The 15,972-nt window shown below is 66.3% G+C and carries 11 protein-coding genes and 7 pseudogenes; 4 read left to right on the forward strand and 14 right to left on the reverse strand.

Translation table 11 applies throughout. The annotated features are described in order from the left end of the window. Window positions 1-66: 66 nt before the first annotated feature. From AC07CM_RS43470 to AC07CM_RS43495, 6 genes and pseudogenes are all read right to left on the reverse strand, one after another. Window positions 67-1,281: an ISAs1 family transposase gene (locus tag AC07CM_RS43470; RefSeq protein WP_478882087.1), complete on the reverse strand. Its 1,215-nt coding sequence runs from the start codon at window positions 1,279-1,281 to the stop codon at window positions 67-69. Between the two features lie 191 nt (window positions 1,282-1,472). Beyond that, window positions 1,473-1,631: pseudogene (locus AC07CM_RS43475) on the reverse strand (IS3-like element ISRhosp1 family transposase); the annotation flags it as partial. 2 nt (window positions 1,632-1,633) lie between these two features. Further along, window positions 1,634-1,858, reverse strand: a pseudogene (locus AC07CM_RS43480) (FAD-dependent oxidoreductase); the annotation flags it as partial. A gap of 22 nt (window positions 1,859-1,880) precedes the next feature. Further along, window positions 1,881-2,231 (reverse strand): annotated as a pseudogene (locus tag AC07CM_RS43485) (bifunctional 3-phenylpropionate/cinnamic acid dioxygenase ferredoxin subunit); the annotation flags it as partial. A 134-nt stretch (window positions 2,232-2,365) separates the two neighbouring features. Then, window positions 2,366-3,024: pseudogene (locus AC07CM_RS43490) on the reverse strand (chorismate-binding protein); the annotation flags it as partial. 557 nt (window positions 3,025-3,581) lie between these two features. Next, window positions 3,582-4,784 (reverse strand): dipeptidase, encoded by a 1,203-nt coding sequence (locus tag AC07CM_RS43495; protein ID WP_478882088.1) that lies wholly within the window; start codon window positions 4,782-4,784, stop codon window positions 3,582-3,584. A 468-nt stretch (window positions 4,785-5,252) separates the two neighbouring features. Here AC07CM_RS43495 and AC07CM_RS43500 point away from each other — a divergent pair, with 468 nt between their 5' ends. Together AC07CM_RS43500 and AC07CM_RS43505 are read left to right on the forward strand one after the other, a co-directional pair. Continuing rightward, on the forward strand, window positions 5,253-6,806 hold the full coding sequence (locus AC07CM_RS43500) for an amidohydrolase (RefSeq protein WP_478882089.1): 1,554 nt from the start codon (window positions 5,253-5,255) through the stop codon (window positions 6,804-6,806). A 493-nt stretch (window positions 6,807-7,299) separates the two neighbouring features. Further along, window positions 7,300-7,989, forward strand: coding sequence for an SDR family oxidoreductase (locus tag AC07CM_RS43505; protein WP_478882090.1), 690 nt, complete (start codon window positions 7,300-7,302; stop codon window positions 7,987-7,989). An 18-nt stretch (window positions 7,990-8,007) separates the two neighbouring features. Here AC07CM_RS43505 and AC07CM_RS43510 read toward each other — a convergent pair. Further along, window positions 8,008-8,309: pseudogene (locus tag AC07CM_RS43510) on the reverse strand (IS630 family transposase); the annotation flags it as partial. Window positions 8,310-8,405: 96 nt separating this feature from the next. Between AC07CM_RS43510 and AC07CM_RS43515 the strand changes: the two are divergent. After that, complete coding sequence (locus AC07CM_RS43515; protein ID WP_478882106.1) at window positions 8,406-8,762, forward strand: DDE-type integrase/transposase/recombinase; 357 nt, start codon at window positions 8,406-8,408, stop codon at window positions 8,760-8,762. Here the strand turns inward: AC07CM_RS43515 and AC07CM_RS43520 are convergent. The 3 genes and pseudogenes from AC07CM_RS43520 to AC07CM_RS43530 all read right to left on the reverse strand — a co-directional run. Continuing rightward, window positions 8,659-9,618, reverse strand: a pseudogene (locus tag AC07CM_RS43520) (IS30 family transposase); the annotation flags it as partial. The gene AC07CM_RS43515 and the pseudogene AC07CM_RS43520 sit on opposite strands and share 104 nt — an antisense overlap. 4 nt (window positions 9,619-9,622) lie before the next feature. Continuing rightward, window positions 9,623-10,704 (reverse strand): IS630 family transposase gene (locus AC07CM_RS43525; protein WP_478882091.1). Its coding sequence is split into 2 segments (ribosomal slippage): window positions 9,623-10,212 and window positions 10,212-10,704, totalling 1,083 coding nucleotides; the frame shifts between segments, so codons are not numbered across the junction. 51 nt (window positions 10,705-10,755) lie between these two features. Next, window positions 10,756-11,187: pseudogene (locus AC07CM_RS43530) on the reverse strand (helix-turn-helix domain-containing protein); the annotation flags it as partial. Window positions 11,188-11,409: 222 nt separating this feature from the next. Between AC07CM_RS43530 and AC07CM_RS43535 the strand changes: the two are divergent. Beyond that, window positions 11,410-11,532 (forward strand): hypothetical protein, encoded by a 123-nt coding sequence (locus AC07CM_RS43535; protein ID WP_478882092.1) that lies wholly within the window; start codon window positions 11,410-11,412, stop codon window positions 11,530-11,532. 371 nt (window positions 11,533-11,903) lie between these two features. Here AC07CM_RS43535 and AC07CM_RS43540 read toward each other — a convergent pair whose 3' ends face one another. From AC07CM_RS43540 to AC07CM_RS43555, 4 genes are all read right to left on the reverse strand, one after another. Then, window positions 11,904-12,911 carry an IS110 family RNA-guided transposase gene (locus AC07CM_RS43540; protein ID WP_478882093.1) on the reverse strand — a complete coding sequence of 336 codons (1,008 nt, stop codon included), beginning with the start codon at window positions 12,909-12,911 and terminating at the stop codon, window positions 11,904-11,906. 147 nt (window positions 12,912-13,058) lie between these two features. Continuing rightward, entirely contained in the window at window positions 13,059-13,718 is a 660-nt protein-coding gene (locus tag AC07CM_RS43545; protein WP_478882094.1) for a LutC/YkgG family protein, read from the reverse strand. Next, entirely contained in the window at window positions 13,715-15,193 is a 1,479-nt protein-coding gene (locus AC07CM_RS43550; protein ID WP_478882095.1) for a lactate utilization protein B, read from the reverse strand. The genes AC07CM_RS43545 and AC07CM_RS43550 overlap by 4 nt, the downstream gene beginning before the upstream one ends. Next, window positions 15,190-15,945 (reverse strand): (Fe-S)-binding protein, encoded by a 756-nt coding sequence (locus tag AC07CM_RS43555; RefSeq protein WP_478882096.1) that lies wholly within the window; start codon window positions 15,943-15,945, stop codon window positions 15,190-15,192. The genes AC07CM_RS43550 and AC07CM_RS43555 overlap by 4 nt, the downstream gene beginning before the upstream one ends. Window positions 15,946-15,972 lie beyond the last annotated feature (27 nt).

The following is a 15,972-nucleotide window of genomic DNA, read 5'->3' on the forward strand; positions in this document are numbered from 1 at the left end:
GGTTGGGGCACCTCGGTGGCTCCGGAGCGTCTGGCTCCCGTGAGCCGGTCTCGGGCCAGGGCTTGATCAAGTTCCCTTGGTTCCTGGGTTGTTGGTGATGCCCAGGAGTGGGAGTGCTCGTTCGGGTTGGTCGCGGATTGCGCGGGTGGTTTTGGCGATGTTGTCGGCTCCCAGGGTTCTGAGTAGGCCGATGGCAAGGTTGCGGAGGGTGGCCATGGCCCGGGGTGCGGTGCCGGTGTGGACGGTGGAGGCGTCTTCGGCGAAGGTCACGTCTCTCACGTGGTGCAGGGCTTCCACGGTCCAGTGGCCGCGGATTGCGGCGGCGAGCTCGGCGGGGCCGGCCTGGTGGGCGTCGAGGCTGGTGACGGCGTAGACCGTCTCGCGGGTCTCGCGTCGGCCGGTCTGCCTGCGGCGGCGATGGACGCGGACGGCCAGACGGGCGTGGGGGAAGGCGATCCCGCCGAGTTCGTCCGCGATGCCGCAGGCCTTGACGGAGCGGGACTCGCGGCGGCCGTGTCCGGTGGAGGTCGTGGTGTGCTGGAGCGGGATGTCCCGCCAGGGCAGGGCCGCGAGCTGGCGGTGTGCGGTCGGCTGGTTGGCTTTGATCACCGCGATGTAGTGGGCGTTCTTGGTCTCGACCAGCCAGGTGACGTTCGCCTGGACCGAGTGCAGCGCGTCAAAGGTGATGAGAGCTCCTTGAAGGTCCAGCGGCTCGAGCAAGGGCCGGAAGTGCGTGGTCTCGTTCGTCTTCGCTCCCACCTCCGCCTGGGCGAGGGTCAAGGTCCGGTGGTGGGTGACCGCGGAGAGCAGGTGCCGGCGGGTGGCGGTCAGGTGGGCCGATCCCTTCAGTGCCTTGCCGTCGACGGCGATCACGCGACGCGGTCCGGCCCCGGCCCCGGCGGCGTCGTGCCGGCCGGTGAGGTAGGCGCCGACCGCCCGGTCCAGGGCGTCACCGTCGACGGCCTGGAGGACACGCCCGATCGTGGTCCGTGAGGGAGTCCGGCGCCACTGGAACGGATGACGGCGCACGCCGACGGCCGTCAGCAGGGCGTCCGAGGCCCGCTCCGCCCACTCGGCGAGTTCGTCGACGCTCCTCGCTCCCGAGACGGCCGCACAGGCACAGATGAGGAGGATGGCGGTCAGCGAGTACCAACGGCCCCGCCGCGCACGCGGGTCGGGCACCAGGTCCAGGTAGGGGCGCAGGTCAGCGACCCGGCCGCCGTCCAGCGGACCCAGCTTCACCAGCACGGCGGGGATAGGGGAGGATACAGCGGCAGGCACGGGCCACCTCATGATCGTTGAGCTTCGACACCCCAATGATCACGAAGCCCGTGCCTGCTCCGCTATGCGCCCCAACCGGTCACGGCCCGACCCAGCCGCACGACTCCGGAACTTGATCAAGCCCTGGTCTCGGGCTGGGCGGCGGGTCGGAGTGGCCCAGTGCCACGTCTGGCTGGGCGTCAGGCATCACACCCGCGCGACCGGAGCTCGTCATGCACGCGCGGGGCGTCGAAGGCGCCGCGGTGTTCTGCGCAGATCTCCGCAACCACCCTCTCCTCGGCGGCTTGGCGCACGGCGAGGGCCGGTGCCGTCGCCCGGTGTCGGCAGAAGCCGGAGCGGGACACTCCGAGGCGCCCAGCAGCCACTGCGCGCCCGGTTCCTCGCCGTCCGCCTCGAGCCGGAGCTCGGACTCCGCCATCCGGCCGGAGAGGAACTCCTTGGACAGCGGCGGCCGGTCGTAGGGGTGGTGCGGCTCGTCACCGACGATGACGAGCTGTCCGTCGTAGCCCTGGGCGCGCAGGGCACGCACGGCCGACAGTCCGGCGAACGAGGCGCCGACGACCGCCATGGTCTTCACACGTCGGCTCCGGCAACCGGACGCCGCCGAGCCGGGCGGCGACGCAGGACGGCGGGAGGTTCGGCGGCGTCTCGGAGAGCCTGACGTCGATCATGCCGTCCTCGACGACGACCTGATGGGTGGGCACGGGCAGCCAGGCCGGCGGAGCCTCCACGTTGCCGGTGCGCAGGTCGAACTTCGAAGCGCACAGGGGGCATTCGACCTCGCACCCCTCCAGCCAGCCGTCGAACAGCGAGGCGTCCTGGCGCGTGCAGGTGTCGTCGATCGTGTACACGTCGCCGTCCTCGGTGTGGAAGACGGCGACGGGCGGGTCGTTCTCCAGCCGGAACGCCTTGGCGCGGGGCAGTTCGGCGAGCGGGCACACGGGAATCATCGGGCCACCTCGGTGCGCATTGCGTAACATGATGGGTTTAGCGCAACGTCGGTCTGAGGTTGACCCCCATCGTTGTCGAGAAGTCGTCCGCACGTCCACGGGAGTTCGGCTCCCTCTGCCGCTACCACGAGCAGCCGGGTGGCCCAGAACGTGCCGATCCCGACGACCAGCTCGCCCGCTTCCCGGTCGGCGTCCACCCAGCCGATGCCCCCGCAGTACGGACCCCGCGGGACCGTCTCCAGGGCCTCGATGATCCGCAGCGCACTCGACTTCGGCACGCCTGTGACCGATCCGGGCGGGACGGCGGCGGCCAGCAGCTCCGGCCAGCCGGCCTCGCCGTGCAGCTCGCCCCGGACTGTAGAGACCAGGTGAACCAGCCCCGGATGCTTCTCCGCCGCGCGCACAGGTCGGGGACGCTCACGCTACCCGTGGCGCAAACACGCCCGATGTCGTTGCGGGCCAGGTCCGCGATCATTATGTTCTCGGCGTAGTCCTTCTTCAGCAGGTCCGCCTCGGTGCGTCCGGTGCCCTTGATCGGCCCCGACTCCACCGTCCGCCCGCGCTGGCGCATGAACAGCTCCGGCGAGGCGGTGGCGATCTCCGCGCCGTGTCCCGGCAGCCGGACCGTCCCGGCGTACGGCGCCGGGTTGCCGCGCGCCAGGAGCGCGGTCAGCGCGTCCACGTTCGCCTCCGGCCCGATGGGCGCGGACAGCACCCGGCACAGATTGGCCTGGTACACCTCACCGGCCGCGATGCACGCTTGTATCCGGCGGACGGCCGCCGTGTACGAGGAGGCCGGTGGAACAAGGCTTCCGCAGCGGGCCAGGGGGCGACGTCGCGCACGGCTGCGAGCCTTTCCCGTGCTCTTCCTTCAAGCAGACGGTCGGGCGGGTGTGGAACGGCGGTGCCGGGCCGACTGTCCGCGTCGGTCCGGCACCGCCGGGTCATCAGTGCCGCCCTGTCGGGCCGCTCAATCGGTATTCGACGGCCGCGTCCAGCAGCCAGTCCGCCAGGTAGCCGGCGAAGGAGGTCACCCGGCCGTCCTGTTCCTCCTCGACGCCCATGGCTCCCCAGCACAGGTCGTTCCGGGGCTTGCCGCTTTGCTGACCCCGTGTCGGCGTACGACCTACGTTCAGGAGTACGCCGACAGTTCTTTCAGTCAGCCGGTGAAGCCGCCGCCAGGACTTTGACCTCAGGGGGCAGCCGCTCCGGGAGGACCATGGATGTGTTCGCTCACGGTGGCCAGCTTCGTCAGGTGATGTCCCGGCGGCAGGCACAGCCTGCCGCCGACGATGCGTGCACGATCGCGAGTTCGTTCAGCGATGGGCACGCATGCCGCGGTTGCAGCGGTTACACCCAGGCCTCTTCCAGGACCCGCAGGGTGTTGCCGCCGACGACTTTGCGGATCTCGTCATCGGAGTAGTCGTGCTTGACTAGCCAGCCGATAATGTTGTGAAAGCACTCGGCCGGGTTCTCCAGCCCGTCGACGTATTCCACCCTCTGGAACGAGGGGCCCTCGGTCAGAGCCTTCATGGAGATCGCGGCAGCGAACGCCTTGTGCAACCCGACGTGGTCGCCAAAGTAGGTGTCGGGGCCGAATGTCACGTGATCGATGCCGACCAGGTCCACGATGTAAGTGAAATGATCCATGACCGACTCGATGGTGTGCACGGGATGAGCCTGAGACAGGTTCATGTGTGGGGCGGCGTACACGCCGATCACGCCGCCGCGCTCCGCGCATGCCTTGATCACCGAGTCTGGCTTCAGCCCGGGGACCGGCCAGACCGCGCGCGCGCCGGTGTGAGTGATGAAGACAGGCTTCGTCGAGGTCTTGATGACGTCGATAGACGTACGGTCGCCGCAGTGTGAGATATCGATTGCGAAGCCGAGCTTGTTCATGCGCTCGACTGCCTGCTCACCGAAGTAGGTGAGCCCGCCATCACATCGTTCCTTCAGGCCGCCGCCGAGCATGTCGGATTCCGAGTAGGTGAGGCCGATCTGTCGGACGCCGATTCCGTACAGTACGTCCAGCCGGGTCAGTTCATTCTCGATCATTGTCGCGGCTTCGAGACCGAATATGTGCGCGACCCTGCCGGTCTCCTGTGCGTAGCGGATATCCTTCAGTGACTCGGCCTTGATGACGAAGTCCTGATGGGCTATGTCCGCCATCCGGACGCCGAGCTCCTGGATGACGTCTTGGTACTTCCAGCCGACATCGCTACTGATGCAGTTGAATCCGCCGTTGTCGAAGACCGCAGACAAGCCCGAGCGTGACAGGCCTTCGTAGCCGGTCGCCGCGCGTCCCTGGCGGGCGTACTCGAGAACGTGGGAATAGTCTTCGGGGTAGACCTGTACGTGATCGTGGAGTGAGATCACGATCTCGTCGCGAAGCAGTCGACGAGTGCGGGCAGCTTGCTCGTCCGACAGGTCCAGCCCCTGGTAGGGAGGGACCCTGCCGATTTGCTTCGCGTACGCGAATTCTTTGAAGTCCTTTCCCGCCTCGAGGTACTCGTACGCGGTGTAACCGGTGTATCGCTTGGCTTGCTCAAGCACTTCCTGCTCCCCTCTCAGTCGGTGGCATACGGTCGCATTCTTGGGACCTGCCCGTCCGGCCGGGTGTATGATAGAAACGTAACATGTGTACGTGAAGCACGGTAGCCCTGAAACAAACGTTCCAGGCTGGGGTTGGTCTCGCGGGTGATCGGGCGCTGACTCGGCGAGGTCGCGGAGCTGGCCGATCGGTCCGGTGTCTTGACAATCCTCAAGTGGTCGGCACGTGAGTCGCCGCCCGGCCGGTGCTGAAGCCGGCAGACACGGGCGTGAGTCACGGGTGCAGACGGTGCAGCACCTGAACTGCGAGCCAGTTGATGGGTCTGTACCTCATGCGTAGAGGCTCAGCCTCGACCCCGACTGCCGCTCGAGGGCTGCACTCCAGAATTGTAACGCTATAGCGATCTATCTACCGTTTCTCTAGCTCTGTATTGTTCGTTCGTGGTTGGTTCGTAGCGAGGTTGTCCAGTGATGCGCGTGTTCCGTAATGCCAAGGTCTATACGGGTGACCCCAACAAGCCGCTGGTCGAAGCGCTGGCTGTCGACGGCGAGACGATCGTCGCGGCTGGCAGCGAGGTTGAAGTACGAGCGGTCACAGGTATGCACGCCGAGTTGGTGGATCTCGATGGTGCGGCCGTCCTGCCAGGATTCTGTGATGGCCACATTCACAGTGCCCTCTACGCGCGCGGGCTGAGCGAAGTGGATCTCCGGGATGTTCGTTCCCTGGACGAAGCTCTAAGCCAGATTGCGGAGGATGCCAAGCAACTTCAGCGAGGCACGTGGCTGTTTGGTAGTGGGTGGAACAGCAACACCTGGCGGCGGCCGGTACAGCCCGACCGACGCGCGCTTGACTCGGTTTGCCCAGATCGGCCCATTGCGCTGTCGAGCATCGACCGACACACCATATGGGCCAACTCAATGGCATTGCGACTGATCGGCGTCGACCGTGAGACCCCAGACCCGGTGGGCGGGCAGATCGTCAGGGACGGGCAGGGCGAGCCGACCGGGATCTTGCGTGAGTCGGCAACCCACCAGCTGAGCAAGCTGATGGCCAGCGGCGATCTGCGACCGCAGTTGCGTGCGGCTCAGGAGGAGCTTCTGGCGCTCGGGCTGACCAGCATCCACGACATCGATGGTGAGGACTGCCGTGCGACGTACCTCGAGATGTACGGAGCGGGGGAGCTGAAGCTAAGGGTGCATAAGGCCATTCCGGTCACGCACCTGGAGGAAGCGATCGCTGAGGGCCGATCTACTGGGCAGGGCGACGCCTGGTTCAGTGTCGGTCCGGTGAAGCTGTTCAGCGATGGAGCGCTGGGGTCGCACACGTGCCACATGCACGAGCCGTTTACCGGGGATCCGGAGAATACGGGCATCGCAGTGACCCCGTACGAGGATCTCGTGGAGCTCATCTCTACAGCCAACGCGGCTGGCATCGCGGTCGCGACGCACGCTATAGGCGATCGAGCGAACCGCCTCGTCATCAATGCCTACGAGGCTGCCGGCAGAAATGGCCATCTGCGCAACCGGATCGAACATGCGCAGTACCTACGGCGCCAGGACATCGATCGGATGGGAAGGCTCGGCATAGTCGCCTCGATGCAGCCGGTGCACTGCGTCAGTGACATTGACCTGGTCGAGTCACTGCTCCCGGAGCAGGACCTGTCCTTCTACGCCTGGCGTACCATGCTCGACGCGGGTGTTCCCCTGGCATTCGGGTCCGATGCTCCGGTGGAGCACCCGAACCCCTTCGCCGCGTTGCATGCCGCTGTAACTCGCACGAGACCGGACGGCACGCCGCCTGGCGGATGGCAGCCGGAACAGCGGCTTAGTATCGCTGAGGCTGTCACCGCACACACACTTGGTTCGGCCTACGCGGCAGGCGAAGAGCAGATCAAGGGAGTCCTCGCTCCCGGCCAACTTGCCGACTTCATCGCCGTCGACACCGATCCTTACGTCGAGGTACTTCCGACCACTAAGGTGCTCACAACCGTCGTTGGCGGCGAGGTCCGCTGGGAACGACGCTAGGAGGTAGGGCCCCGGCAAGGGGGCCTCCAGCGGGGCGTCCCACAGGAACGAAACACTGACAGACACTCAGCCTCGAGCCACAACCGCGCACTGGCGAGCGGCTGGGTGCGATGCCTCGACACTCAGCCGATTCCGGCACTGGGGTACGCCTGCGCCTTCGAATCCTGCGAGAGAGCTTCACCTCTGCCTCTCAGAGCGAGGCGGCTCATATTGGTCAGCAGGGTCCCACCATTGCTCGGGCTTACGCCAGGACACCACCGGGACACACCTCGACGATGGTGAGGCAATAGAAGAGGCAGCCCCAGTCAGTTACATCGTGCTGCACACCGATAAGCGCACGATAAATGGGAGGGCGCCGACAAGGGCATCGCCCGGGACAGGGCCCAGAGACGCGAGCCCCCTCGGCGGCCACACCTCCTCACTTGATGACCTGTATCAAGGGCCTGTCACGAGCACCTCCTTGACCACACATACACCAAGACAGGGAAAGAACATGGGCATTCACCTGATCACTGGAGCGGGCTCAGGGATCGGCGCCGCGGTTGCGGAGCGGCTGGCTCAGCGTGGCGATGAGCTATGGCTGATGGCGCGGGACACACGCCGCGCCGAAGAGCTGCGCGAACGCTTCCCCGACGCGCACACGTTGGTCGGCGACCTTGGCAGGACCAGCGAGCTGTCCGGGGCCGTTAGCCAACAGCCCAAACCGGGTCACCTAGACTCCCTACTACACGTAGCCGGGATGGTTGAGCTGGGACGTCTTGGCGACATGGATGCCAAGGTCTGGAACGACACTCTGGCCGTCAACCTCATCGCGCCAGCTGAGGTGACGCGACTGTTCCTGCCAGAACTGAGAGCTGGCTGCGGCCGCGTAGTGTTTGTGAATTCCAGCGCGGGGCTCCAGGCCTACGCTCAGTGGGGCGTTTACGCGGCCTCGAAGTTCGGTCTCCGTGCGCTGGCAGATTCACTCCGCCTGGAGGAGTACGGGGAGGGGGTCCGCGTGACAACGGTCTACCCAGGTCGGACTGCGACGCCGATGCAGGCCAAAGTCCGAGCTCAGGAGGGCCGCGATTTCGACTCCGATGCGTGGATCACGCCGGAGTCGGTGGCGACGGCTATCCTCACGGCACTCGATCTCCCTCGCGATGCCGATCTCACTGAGCTGTCAGTCCGGCCGGGGCTGTAGCTATCAAGGATGCCGGTGTCACTGACCTCCTCGGATTGTTGTCGGTTGGTGTGTGCGAGCGAGTCCCGTGCCGGCAAGACAGCCGTCGATGAGGTCGGGGTGTAACTGGATGCGACACAGGCCTCGGCGGAGGGTGCGTTCAAGATGGTCGTCGTCGGTGAAGGCGGTGTTGGCCAGTGGGCCGTGTCGCAACAACGACCAAACGCTTCTACCAGATACAGGTCCGGTGTATATGTGGCCAGTTGCACGATGGGCAGACAGTCGTGCGAGCCGGCGTAGTCGCGCCTTCCGGCATCCCGGTAGTTGTTGGGTCTGATCAACTGGGTATCACCGGGGCGGTCCGCGGCAAGAGGGTCATCACGACGATCCAGGACCAGGTGGCCGAGCGGGCACCGGACATTCTTGACCGCGACCTCGTGGCTGCGGCCCCGAACCGGTGCCGGGTGGTCGATTTCACGTACATCGCGGCCTGGGCCGGCACCGTCTATGTCGCCTTCGTCGTCGACACCTGCTCCCGCCGCATCGTCGGATGGTCCGCTGCCACCAGCAAGGAGACCCAACTGGTGCTGGACGCACTGGAGATGGGGCTGCGGCAACGCGACCGCGAGGGCCACCGCCATGTCGCCGGTGAGCTGATACATCACTCCGACGCCGGTTCGCAACCTGGACTCAACCGGTCGTCGCAACACCGGATTCTTGGACCGATAGTAGATGCTCGTTCAGGGCTTCGGCTGGTGTCTTCCAGCCGAGTGTTTTGCGGGTCCTGCTGTTGAGTGTCAGAGCAACGGCCTCGAGCTCGTCGGCTTCCCACCGCGACAGGTCCGTGCCCTTTGGAAAGTACTGGCGGAGGAGTCCGTTCGTGTTCTCGTTGGTGCCCCGTTGCCAGGGGCTGTGCGGGTCGGCGAAGTAGACCTGCAGGCCGGTGTCGATACGGAGTTGGACGTGCTGGGTCAGCTCCTTGCCGCGGTCCCAGATCAAGCGAGCGGCGCAGTTGCTCGGGCAGTGTGGTGATCGTGCCGATGATCGCGTCTTTCATGGCCTGGGCGCCGCGGCCGGCCAGTGCCGGGCCGTTCTTGACCCGTGGCTCGACACCGTAGCCGTCCATCCGCGGCAGGTGCAGCAGCATGGTGAACCGCGTCGTGCGCTCCACGAGGGTGCCGATCGCGGACCGGCGAGTTGCGGTGATGAGGTCGCCTTCCCAGTGGCTCGGGACCGCGCGGTCCTCCGCCTCGGCAGGCCGCTCGCTGATCATCACGTCGGATGTGACGTGACCGCTGGCATTCTGACGGGAGCGTGCCCGCGGAACACGCAGAGCGCGCCCGGTGCGAGGCAGGTGGCCAGCTCGCGCTCGAGCGCTCCGCGGCTTTGGATGAACAGGCCCTGGTAGATCCCCTCGTGCGAGATGCGCATGGACTCATCATCGGGGACGTTGGACTTCAGCCGGTTCGAGATCTGCTCCGGGCGCCATGCCGTGGCCCGCCTGTGGTCTTGGTGTCGCGGCTTGTTACGGCCCTTCCAGGGTGCGGCGTCAGGGCCCGGCAGCGGTGTCCTGTTGGGCGGGCGGACCTTGCCGGAGAGCCGCTCTTGGACGTACTCGCGGAGCCGTTCGTTGACGGCAACTGAGGTTGTCGGGTCAGGGTGAGGGTCGGGGGTTGATGGTCAGGCCGGTCTCGGCGATGAAGCCGTCGAGGAGGCCGGGTCGGTACTGCATCTTCTTCAGGCGGGTGCGGGCGAGCGCGGCGAGTTGGTCGGTGGTGCAGGCGGCGAGGTTGGCCAGGGACTTCTTCAAGTGCGCCCAGGCGCCCTCGGCGGGGTTGAGGTCGGGCGCATACGGTGGCAGGCGGAACACGGTCAGCCAGCTGCTGCGTGCCTGGAGCAGCTCGCGCATGAGGGTGTCCTTGTGCTGGGTGGCGTTGTCCCAGACGAGCACGATGCTTGAGCCGAGCTGCTGGTGGGCGGCGTCCAGCAGGGCGGCGAAGTCGTGTTCCTTGAAGCCCTTCTTCTCGCCCTTGCGGTTGTGGTGGACCAGCATCCGGTAGATCAGCCGGGTGCGGTGATGGGGCCGGGTGCGGACCAGGCCGGCGAGGCTGACCCGGCCGGATCCCTTGCCTGAGACGGCGACGACCGGGGTGGTGCCGCGGCGGGACCAGGTACGCGCCTTCGGCGGGCGCAGCGCCTGGCCGGCCTCGTCCTCGAAGCACAACCATGCGTCCTGGTCCCTCACTGTTCTTCCACGACCGGCCACACCTCCCGCACCCAGGTGACCACCGCGTCCTGGTCGCGTTCGGCGGCCCGGTGCTGCGGGACCTGCACGCTGAACCCCATCTGGTGCAGGATCCGCGAGACCTGCTTGATGCTGAATCGCACGTGGAACCGGCGCGCGATCAGCGTCGCGACCCGCGCCAGGGTCCAGCGCTGGTCCTCCACCCAGCCATGCGCAGCCGGCCCCTCCACCAAGGCCGTGGCCAGCCACTCGCGCCAGGCCGGCTTCATCCGCGAGGGCGGACCGCTGTGTCCCTTCGACCGCAGCGCCTCCGCCCCGCCCTCGCGCCACACCGCGTGCCACGCATACGCGCTCTTACGCGAAACCCGCAACCGCACCGCCACCACCGGCGGCGCCACCCCTTGCTCGAACAATCCAGCAGCCTCGAACCGCACCCGCTCCCGGGCATCGCGCTCAACCGCGGTCAGGCCACCACCGTCGGCGTACCTCATATCCAGGGCATAGCACCGAACTGACTAGCCGTCACCCCTACACGACAACCTCAGAAGCTTCGCGGTCTTGGGGCGTCGCGTCATACGCTTCGCCTTCCATTGCGCTACCGAAGCCCGGTACTCGAGCTTCCCGGCCCAGAGTGGCCGCGTTGCGTCGCAACTCCCGCGAGATGGTCGCCGCGTCGCGACCGAGCCGGCGGGCGATCTCCCGAACTCCAGCTCCCTGCGTCTGCATCAAGGCGATCTCTTCTCGTTCCTCAAACGACGGATAGCGGCCCGCGAGCGGGGCGAGCATGAAGGTCGGCATGCCGCCACGCTCGCGGAACCAGCGACTGCCGGCCGCCTGCGACGCGCCGCCTGCGATCGCGGCTTCTCGCTCGTGAGCCCTTTGGCGATCTCCCGCCAGAACAACCGTTCCATAGCGCGGCGAAACGACGGTTTCCTCGGCGACTTCATCGGCGCCCTGCCCGTCAACGCCTTCATCCGCCCCGCTGGCCTGGCCATCAACACCTCCAAGTTCAAGGTGTTGCGACGACCGGTTGAATCCACCCAATACACGTTTATCAAGCTCGCCGAGCGCCTGGGTGCGGCGGACATCGCAGCATCCATCGGTTCGGTCGGCGATGCCTACAATGCCTTGATGGAATCGACGATCGGCTTGTTCAAAACTGAGCTGATCAAGCCCCAGCGGCCCTGGAGGTCGAGTTGGCCACCGCCGAATGGGTCGACTGGTTCAACCACCGCCGCCTGCACGGTGAGATCGGCCACGCCCCGCCCGTAGAGTACGAAGTCGCCTACTACCAGCGGAACGCAAATCCCCACCCATGAGGGCCGGGCCTGTCAAGCGTAGAAGTGGCCCCGACCTGCGGCCTTTTGTTCTTCGCCGAGGCGCTTTCCTTGTGGGTCTTCCTCGTGCTCGTCTGGCAGGGTTGACGTGCAGAGCCCTGAATCGGGAGCGAGGAAGCGTCACCGATGTTCAGGGATTAGGTCGTTGACGTCCCCGATGTTCTGATGGCCTGGCGGAGTGGGCTCACATCCACCCATTCGGCGTCTGGCCGGGCGGGCCGGCGCCATGACCGTGGTTCGGGGATCCGGGCTGCTCAGTCAGGTCATCGAGCACGGGCGACAGCCCGTCTCATGGGGTTTTGCGAGCTCACCCGGGGTCTGCGACCGCCCCTGGCGGTTGTCGTCGGCTGCTGTCATCGAGTCCCCTGCCGGTCGGGTGGGGCCTGGACCGCGCGCAGCAGATGGTAGGCGCGGGCCAGCAGGCGGCGGGCGATCGCGGTGGTGGCGATCTTCTTGCCCCGGCGCCGGGCGAGGCACTGGTAGGAGGCGGCGAACTCCGGAGACCGCTTCGCGGTCTGGGCGGCCTCACACAAGATCCACCGCAGCCAGTCCGAACCCTGCTTGGAGATGTGTCCGTGCCGGACGGTCATGTCCGAGCTGCGCACCGTCGGGGTGAGCCCCGCCCACGCGGTGAGCTTGCGGGCGGAGGGGAAGCGGCTGATGTCACCGATCTCGGCCACGATCACCAGGGCGGTGAGCGTGCCCACCCCCGGCAGCCGGGTGAGGGTCTTGACCCGCGGATCACCACGGGCGTGCGCGACCAGCTGCTGGTCCAGGGCGTCGATCGGCTCTTTGAGCGCGTCCATCAGGACCAGGAGATCGTCGACGACGCGACGCGAGGCGTCCGGCAGGTCCAGGCCGTCGAGCCAGGCCCGGCCCGGAGCGGTGAAGTAGCCGCCGGGACGGTCACAGCCGTGGTCCGCCAGGACGGCATGGACACGGTTGCGCAGCAGCGTGCGCAGACGCACCAGCTGGCAGCGGTGGCGCAGCAGAGCCCGTTGCTGGCGCACCTGAAGCGGGGCGATCCACGCTTCCGGCAGCAGATCCGCACGCAGTAGCTGGGCGAGGGTCGCCGCGTCGACCTTGTCGTTCTTCAGCCGGGCGGAGGCGATGGCCTTGCACCGCAGCGGGTGCACCAGGTGCGGCTCGAAACCGTAGTCCTCCAGCAGTTCCACCAGCCAGCCCCAGCCGTAGGCGGCCTCGAAGGCCACCGGGGCTCCGATCGGAAGATCCCCGATCACCGAGAGCACCGTCCCGACCCCGTTGGGCACGTTCCGATTCACCTGCACCGCACCGCCGTGATCAACGACCGCGATCTGCGAGCGCTTGCGGTGCACGTCAATGCCGACGTAGACCGACATTGAGGGCCTCCTCTCCGAGCACGTACGGGACCCGGAACCAGAATCCACCGGGCTGTGCAGGGAAGGGGGCCCGGCCCTCATAGAGTCAGGTCACAGTCACAGCCTAGAGTCTCGATCAAACCCGGAACGGTTCATAGTCCTTTGACGTCAGGGTTTGTCGCTGGGATCGCTGAGGAGTACCACGTCGAGGGAGCGCGGTCCGTGAACGCCCTCGACGCGGTTCAGTTCGATGTCACTGGTAGCGGACGGCCCGGAGATCCATGTCAGCGGGTGCGTAGGGTCCAGACGTTGGAGGGCCTGCGGAACGGAGGCCACGACCTGCTCCGGAACGCGCACGATGCAAACGTGGTGATCGGGAATGAGAGTGATACGGCGGTGTCCTTGGCTGGCGCCGCCGTCCAGGACGATGGTGCCCGTCTCGGCGATGGCGAGTGCACAGCCGGTGACGACACTGTCGACTTTGTCCAGCTCCTGACTGGTGCTGGTGCCCTGGTCGTGGATTTGTATGAAGTTGGCGGCTGGCATCCAGGCGGGTGGGATGTCTGGCGGCAAGATGACCTGCCGTGCACCCCGCCTGGCGAGCAGGTGTCGGATGGTCGCCGGTAGCTCGCTGGTACTCGAGCGATGCACGGCTGCCTGGTAGTGGTTGAGGTTCTCTGCCAGCAGTTCCGTCGTCTGTTCGGTGGTGCGGTTGCCGTGCTCACCTAGGTAGTTGCGTGCGATGGCCTGTTCGTAAGCGATGCCATCAGCGGCGACGTCCGCGAGGGCCTGGCGGACGCGTCCGAGGACCAAATCTCGGCTGCTCACTTGCCGTCGTCCTTTCGTGCTTGGGTGCGTCGCCACCATGCCCGGAATGGCTCCGTGGGGATGTCTGGCACATCGCGGCTGTCGGTCCAGGCATGGCCAGGACCGGGCAGCCGGCTGGGGTGGAGGCGCCGGGTGCGGGAGACGATGTGCTGGGCGGCGGACAGGACGCCTGGGTGGGTAAGGGCCCGCCGCGCTATGCGCATCGCGGCCCGTTCGGCGGCATGTCCCCGGGCGGGCTTGATCACCGTTCTGACGCCCTGCTTTGTAACCTGCCCGCCCTGGGACACGCGTTCGCGCAGGTGCACCAGGACTTCAGGGATGTCGATGGCCACCGGGCATACCTCCAGGCATGCGCCGCACAATGAGGAGGCGTAGGGGAGCGAGGCGTCGATCTCACTTGTAGTGCCGCGCAGTTGGGGACTAAGGATGGCGCCGATGGGGCCGGGGTACACCGAGCCGTAGGCGTGCCCGCCGGCCCGCTCGTAGACCGGGCAGACGTTGAGGCATGCCGAGCAGCGGATGCAGCGCAATGCCTGGCGGCCGACGGTATCGGCAAGGGTGTCGGTGCGGCCGTTGTCAAGGAGGACGAGATGGAAGTGCTGGGGTCCGTCCTGGTCAGTGATGCCGGCCCACATCGAGGTATACGGGTTCATCCGCTCCGCGGTGGAGGAGCGGGGCAGTGTCTGCAGGAAGACTTCAAGGTCTTTCCAGGTGGGCACCACCTTCTCAATGCCGGCTACACAGATCAGCGTCTCGGGCAGGGTCAGGCACATCCGCCCGTTGCCCTCGGACTCGACGACGACTATGGTGCCGCTCTCGGCGACCATGAAGTTGGCGCCGCAGATGCCTACTTTCGCCTCCAAGAACTTCTCTCGTAGGTGTAGGCGGGCGGCCTCGGCAAGGTCGGCCGGCTCGTCGGTGAGACCGGATGGTGCTGGGCGGCCCCACGAGTCCATCCGTGACAGGAAGATGTCACGAATTTCGCCCCGGTTGCGGTGGATCGCTGGGACGAGGATGTGTGAGGGCCGGTCCTCACCGAGTTGCACGATGAGTTCGGCGAGGTCCGTCTCGAATGCGCAGATGCCTTCGGCCTCAAGGGCTTCGTTGAGGGCTATCTCTTGGGTGGCCATCGACTTGACCTTGACGACATCTCGTTCACCGGTCGCCTTGACCAGCTCGGTAACGATCTGGTTCGCCTCGGCTGCGTCCACAGCCCAGTGCACGGTGCCCCCGGCCTCTGTGACCCGCTCTTCCAACTGAACCAGGTAGCGGTCCAGATGCCGCAGGGTGTACTCCTTGATCTGCTTGCCAGCCTCGCGTAGCTCTGCCCAATCGGAAAGCTCCGCTACCGCCTTGGCACGCTTATCGCGGATGGCGTGCGTGGCATATCGCAGGTTGCCGCGCAACCGCTCGTCACGCAAGGCGTCTCGCGCTGCGTCCGGAAACGCGGGCATCCCCAGAAACGTACCGCTCATGCCGAGGCCTCCTCTTCTGTGCTCGCCAAGATCTCGGCGATATGGACCGGCCGCAGGTCCACCTTGAGGCGGGACATCATCCCGCCGAGGTGCATCAGGCACGAGTTGTCTGCGGCGCACAGGACCTTGGCCCTCGTCGAGGAAGCAGCGTGGATCTTGTCGGCGCCCATCGACGCCGAGACATCCGAGTTCTTCACGGCGAACGTCCCGCCGAATCCGCAGCACTCTTGCTCGCCAGGCAACTCCGTCAGCTCCAAACTCTTTACCGCCTTGAGAAGCCGGTACGGGCGGTCCCCCAGACTTAGGCCGCGCAATCCGTGGCAGGTCGGATGGTATGTGACCGTGTGCGGGTAATACGCACCCACGTCCGTCACGCCGAGTACATCCACCAGGAATTCGGTGAGTTCATAGGTTTTGGGCACTACTAGTCCGAGCTTGTCGGCGAGGGTGTTGCCGCGTCCCTCGGCCTGGGCGCGTTCGCCCATACGTGGATACAGTTCCCGTACCATCGCGCCGCATGACCCGGACGGTGTCACGATCGCGTCGTAGTCGGCGAAGACTTCAGCGAAGTGGCGGGCGAGCGGCTCGGCCTGATGTCGATAGCCAGTGTTGTAGTGCGCCTGCCCGCAGCAGGTTTGGCCCATCGGAAAGTCGACTTTCACACCTAGTCTGGCCAGTAGTTTCACCACCGCTTTCCCGGTGCCGGGATAGAACGTGTCGTTAACACAAGTCAAGAACAAGGCGACCCGCATTGCGGCTCCTTCGTATCGGTGAACAGG

It is taken from the genome of Streptomyces sp. NPDC044061, assembly GCF_056434305.1.

What these genes read in the sequence shown, in the direction of transcription:
- AC07CM_RS43505 (WP_478882090.1), top strand. Translation starts at nt 7,300, where the DNA reads ATGGGCATTCACCTGATCACTGGAGCGGGCTCAGGGATCGGCGCCGCG.
- AC07CM_RS43540 (WP_478882093.1), bottom strand. Translation starts at nt 12,911, where the DNA reads ATGTCGGTCTACGTCGGCATTGACGTGCACCGCAAGCGCTCGCAGATC.
- AC07CM_RS43500 (WP_478882089.1), top strand. Translation starts at nt 5,253, where the DNA reads ATGCGCGTGTTCCGTAATGCCAAGGTCTATACGGGTGACCCCAACAAG.
- AC07CM_RS43555 (WP_478882096.1), bottom strand. Translation starts at nt 15,945, where the DNA reads ATGCGGGTCGCCTTGTTCTTGACTTGTGTTAACGACACGTTCTATCCC.
- AC07CM_RS43550 (WP_478882095.1), bottom strand. Translation starts at nt 15,193, where the DNA reads ATGAGCGGTACGTTTCTGGGGATGCCCGCGTTTCCGGACGCAGCGCGA.